The organism is Longimicrobium sp. (genome assembly GCF_036554565.1).
In the GTDB taxonomy this organism is placed as follows: Bacteria; Gemmatimonadota; Gemmatimonadetes; order Longimicrobiales; family Longimicrobiaceae; genus Longimicrobium.
In genome coordinates, this window is record NZ_DATBNB010000876.1 from 1 (window position 1) to 4321 (window position 4321).

The window sequence follows — 4321 nt, forward strand, 5'->3', positions numbered from 1 at the left end:
CCGGGACTGTCCACGGTGAACGCCCATGGCGGCGCCCAGGATGCACAGCACACCCGCCGCGGCAATGCGATACGCGTTGGCCATCCGGCCTCCAGGAATCTCGTGTCGGGATCTTCGCCCGCGGCGGCTACAGGACCGGCGCGGGCACCAAAGACACCTCCCCGGCGTTTGGGCCGGGGAGGCGGGGGGTGCCGTCAGTCCATCTGCCGGCGGATGAAGGTGGGGATCTCCAGGTCGCTGGGCACCTTGGGCTCCGGCCGCGGGTTCCGGTGGAGCGGGGTGACCCCCGGCTCGTCCAGCGGCTGGGGGCGCGGCTCGGGGCGGTGCTCCAGCCGCGGCTCCACGCGCGCGTCGGCGCGGGGCTCCGGGCGCGGCTCGGGGCGGCCGAACGCCGGGCGCGTGTCGCTGGCGTGCCGAACCTCGCCGCCACGCGGGGGATACGCCGTGCGCGTTCCCGCGATGTCGGCGGCGGGGGGCCGGCCGGCGCCGTGCGAGCGGAAGTCCGGGCGGATGACGTTGTCGGGCATCCCCGCCAGCATGTCGCGGTCGAAGCCGGTGGCGATCACCGTCACCCGCACCTCTTCCTTCATCGAGGGGTCGTGCACCGCGCCGAAGATGATCTCGGCGTCGTCGCCCGCGGCTTCCTGGATGATGGACGAGATGGTGGTCACCTCGTCGATCGCCAGGTCCATTCCGCCGGTGATGTTGATCAGCACGCCCGCCGCGCCGGAGATCGAGATGTTGTCGAGCAGGGGCGAGCTGATGGCCTCCTGCGCGGCCTCCATCGATCGGTTCTCGCCCCGCCCGAAGCCGGTGCCCATCAGCGCCGCGCCGCGGTTGCTCATCACCGTCCGCACGTCGGCGAAGTCCACGTTCACCTCGCCGGTCACGCGGATCAGGTCCGAGATGCCCTGCGTGGCGTGCAGCAGCACCTCGTCGGCCTTCTTCAGCGCGTCCTTGAAGCTGGTCCCCTTGCCCACGACGGCCAGCAGGCGCTCGTTGGGGACCACGATCATGGTGTCCGCCGCGCGCTTCAGCTCGGCCAGGCCGGCCTCGGCCTGCTTCATCCGCTTCTTGCCCTCGAACAGGAAGGGCTTGGTGACGATGGCGATGGTCAGCGCGCCCATCTCCCGCGCCATCTCGGCGATCAGCGGGGCGGCGCCGGTGCCGGTGCCGCCGCCCATGCCGGCGGTGATGAACACCAGGTCGGCCCCGTCGAGCGCGCGCCGCATCTCGTCGCGGTTCTCTTCCAGCGCCTGCGCGCCGATCTCCGGGCGCGCGCCGGCGCCCAGCCCGCGGGTGAGCTTGTGGCCGATCTGGATCTTGACGTCGGCCTTGGAGAGCTTGAGAACCTGGGCGTCGGTGTTCACCGAGATGAACTCCACGCCCTCCAGGTCCTCTTCGATCATCCGGTTGACGGCGTTTCCGCCGCCGCCGCCCACGCCCACAACCTTCATGCGGGCGTTCTGCGTCATCGTTTCGTCGTACTCGAAGACCATTTGCGGTGGCTCCTCACGAGGGGGAGGGGCGATAGATTCAGAATGGAAAAGACAACAAGTGACGGCACGGGACTTCAGAAGAAGTCCGAGATCCAGTCACGCATCCGCTTGATGACGCCGTTGACGGAAGCGCCGGACATGGCGCTCCCTTCCGGAGAATCGGAGATGACACGCCGCGAGCCGTAGATGGCCAGCCCCGCAGCCGTGGAAAACTTGGGGCGCCGAACGGAATCCGCAAGGCCGCCCAACTCTTCGCCGGGAACGCCGATGCGCACGGAACAAGCGAAGTTGCGCTCCGCCAGCTCCACCACGCCCTGCAGCGACGCGCCGCCGCCGGTGAGCACGATGCCGCCGCCCAGCTGGTTGGTGAAGCCGCCCCGGTCCAGCTCGGCGGCCACGAGCGAAAAGATCTCGTCCACCCGCTGCTCGATGATGTGCGCCAGCAGCTCGCGCGCAACGTGGCGCGGCTGCCCCCCCGCGCCGCCGGGAACCTCGAACGTTTCCTCAGGGCTCACGAAGTCCGCCCGGGCCACGCCGTAGCGCTCCTTGGCCCGCCCCGCCTCCGCGTAGGGAAGCGAGAGCCCCTTGGCGATGTCGTTCGTGACCGTCGCGCCGCCCCAGGGGAGCGAGGCCAGGTGGCGGATCTTGCTCCCCAGGAACACGCACACGTCCGTCGTCCCCCCGCCCAGCTCCACCAGCGCCACGCCGATCTCCTTCTCGTCTTCGCTGACGACGGAAAGCGACGAGGCCAGCGGCTCCAGCACCAGCTCGGCGACGGTGTAGCCCGCGCGGCTGACGGCCTTGCGCACGTTCTGGCAGGCGGACGCGCTGCCGGTGACGATGAACACCTCGGCCTCCAGCCGCGTCCCCGCCATGCCGACGGGATCGCGGATGCCGTCCTGCGCGTCGACGATGTATTCCTGCGGGATGGCGTGGATCAATTCGCGGTCGGCCGGGATCACAACGGCGCGCGCCACCTCGTGCACCCGATCGACGTCGCCGGGGCGGATCTCGCCGTCGGCGCCGGGGCCGCGGCCCACGGCAACGACGCCGGTGCTGGGGCGGGCGTGGATGTGCTCGCCGGCGATGCCCGTGTACAGCTTCTGCACCGTGACGCCCGCCATCAGCTCGGCCTCCTTGACCGCCTTGCGGACGGACTCGGTGGTGGCCTCGATGTCGGCGACGATCTCGCGGCGGATGCCGCCGGTGCGCGCCTGGCCCACGCCCAGCACCTTCACCTGCGCGCGCTGCGGGGCCTCGCCGGAGACTTCGGCGATCACCACGGAGGTCTTGTTCGACCCGATGTCCAGGCCTGCGACGATGATAGGGCGCATCAGTTCTGCGAAGGCGGTTGCGGCGCCGGCACGGGGGCCGGCGTGGGCGCCAGGAGACGGACCACCACCTGGTCGGCGAAGCGGGCGTCGAGCACGGCGCGACCGCCGCCGTCCAGGCGCCGGTCGACGTCGGCCAGGGCGGCGCGAAGCTGCGTCAGCCGGGGCTCGGCGGCGCCGGAGGCCAGCAGCACCTCGGCGCGGGGCGCGGCCATCACCAGGCGCGTGGCGCCGTCGCGGCGGATGCCCACCTCGCTGACCCGCGCCATCAGCATGGGGTCGGCGTCGGAGAGGCGGGCGGCCTCGGCCAACACCCTGAGCGTCGCCTTGTCGCGGACGCGGCTGGCGCTGTCGGGCGCCGTCCCGGCGATGGGCAGGTCCACGGGAACGCGGGCCGGGTCCACCGGCAGGATCTCCCCCGTCCCCGTCGCCGGGCGCAGCGTGCCGCTCAGGAAGGCGACGGGGCGCTTTTCGACGATTCGAATCCGCAGCGTGGACGGGAGACGGCGCTCTACCTCGGCGCTGGCGATCACCGGGTGCTTCCGCAGCGCGGCCTCCCAGGAGGCGGGATCGGCCCACACGTTCATCCCGATCCGCACCCCCGACGCCTGGACGACCTCGTGCGGCGCCAGGAGCCGCGCGCCGGCCACTTCCACCCGGTCCGCGGCGAACCACGGCACGTGGCGCAGGGCGGGCGGCCCCCAGAAGGAAGACGAGCCCGCCGCGGCGGCCACCAGGGCGAAGGCGATCAGCCGGGCGCGGCGCACGGGTCAGCCCTCCGCGAAGCGCGCGTGAAGCTCGCGCGACGCCGCGTCCAGGTTGCCGGCACCCATCGTCAGGCACAGGTCGCCCGAGCGGATCTCGTCCGCCACCGCGTCCACCACGTCCGCGCGGGCGGGGACGTAGCGAACGTCGGCCCCGGCGGCGCGGGCGGCGTCGGCGATCAGCGTTCCCGTCACGCCCTCGATGGGCTTTTCGCGCGCGGCGTAGATGTCGGTGAGAAACACGACGTCCGCCAGCGCCAGCGCCTCGCCGAACTCGCGGGCGAAGTCGCGGGTGCGCGAGTACAGGTGCGGCTGGAAGACGGCCACGATCCGCCGCTCGCCGTGCCCCGCGCGCGCCGCGCTCAGCGTGGCGCGGACCTCCGTGGGGTGGTGCGCGTAGTCGTCCACGAACAGCACCCCCCGCCCCTCGCCGATGGTCTCGAACCGCCGGCTGACGCCCTCGTACGAGGCCAGCCCGCGGCTGATCGCATCCCATCCGGCGCCGAAGTGGCGGGCGACGGCCACGGCCGCCAGTGCGTTCCTCACGTTGTGCTCACCCGGCGCGTTCAGCGTCGCCCGGCCGAGGACCGTGCCCCGCTCGCGGACGGTGAAGGCGGCGCCGGAGCCCGTCATCACCACCTCTTCCGCGCGCAGCATGGAGCCGGCGGAAAGGCCGTAGGTCATCACGCGCTCGGGGCCGCCGTGAAGGCGATTGACCAGCCGCGCC

At 72.3% G+C, this 4321-nt stretch carries 4 protein-coding genes; all 4 read right to left on the bottom strand.

The features are described from left to right. Positions 1-194 precede the first annotated feature (194 nt). Positions 195-1499, bottom strand: coding sequence for a cell division protein FtsZ (gene ftsZ, locus VIB55_RS24510; protein ID WP_331879316.1), 1305 nt, complete (start codon positions 1497-1499; stop codon positions 195-197). A gap of 74 nt (positions 1500-1573) precedes the next feature. Beyond that, the gene (gene ftsA, locus VIB55_RS24515; protein ID WP_331879317.1) at positions 1574-2833 is read right to left on the bottom strand and encodes a cell division protein FtsA; all 1260 of its coding nucleotides are present in this window, start codon (positions 2831-2833) and stop codon (positions 1574-1576) included. Further along, positions 2833-3597 (bottom strand): cell division protein FtsQ/DivIB, encoded by a 765-nt coding sequence (locus VIB55_RS24520; protein WP_331879318.1) that lies wholly within the window; start codon positions 3595-3597, stop codon positions 2833-2835. The genes ftsA and VIB55_RS24520 overlap by 1 nt, the downstream gene beginning before the upstream one ends. Before the next feature lie 3 nt (positions 3598-3600). After that, positions 3601-4321, bottom strand: a 721-nt coding sequence (locus VIB55_RS24525; protein ID WP_331879319.1) for a glutamate ligase domain-containing protein, incomplete at its 5' end; no start/stop codon positions are given.

Bases quoted from the DNA above. Each gene is read 5' to 3' on its own strand.
- ftsZ (WP_331879316.1), bottom strand. From the start codon at position 1,499: ATGGTCTTCGAGTACGACGAAACGATGACGCAGAACGCCCGCATGAAG.
- ftsA (WP_331879317.1), bottom strand. From the start codon at position 2,833: ATGCGCCCTATCATCGTCGCAGGCCTGGACATCGGGTCGAACAAGACC.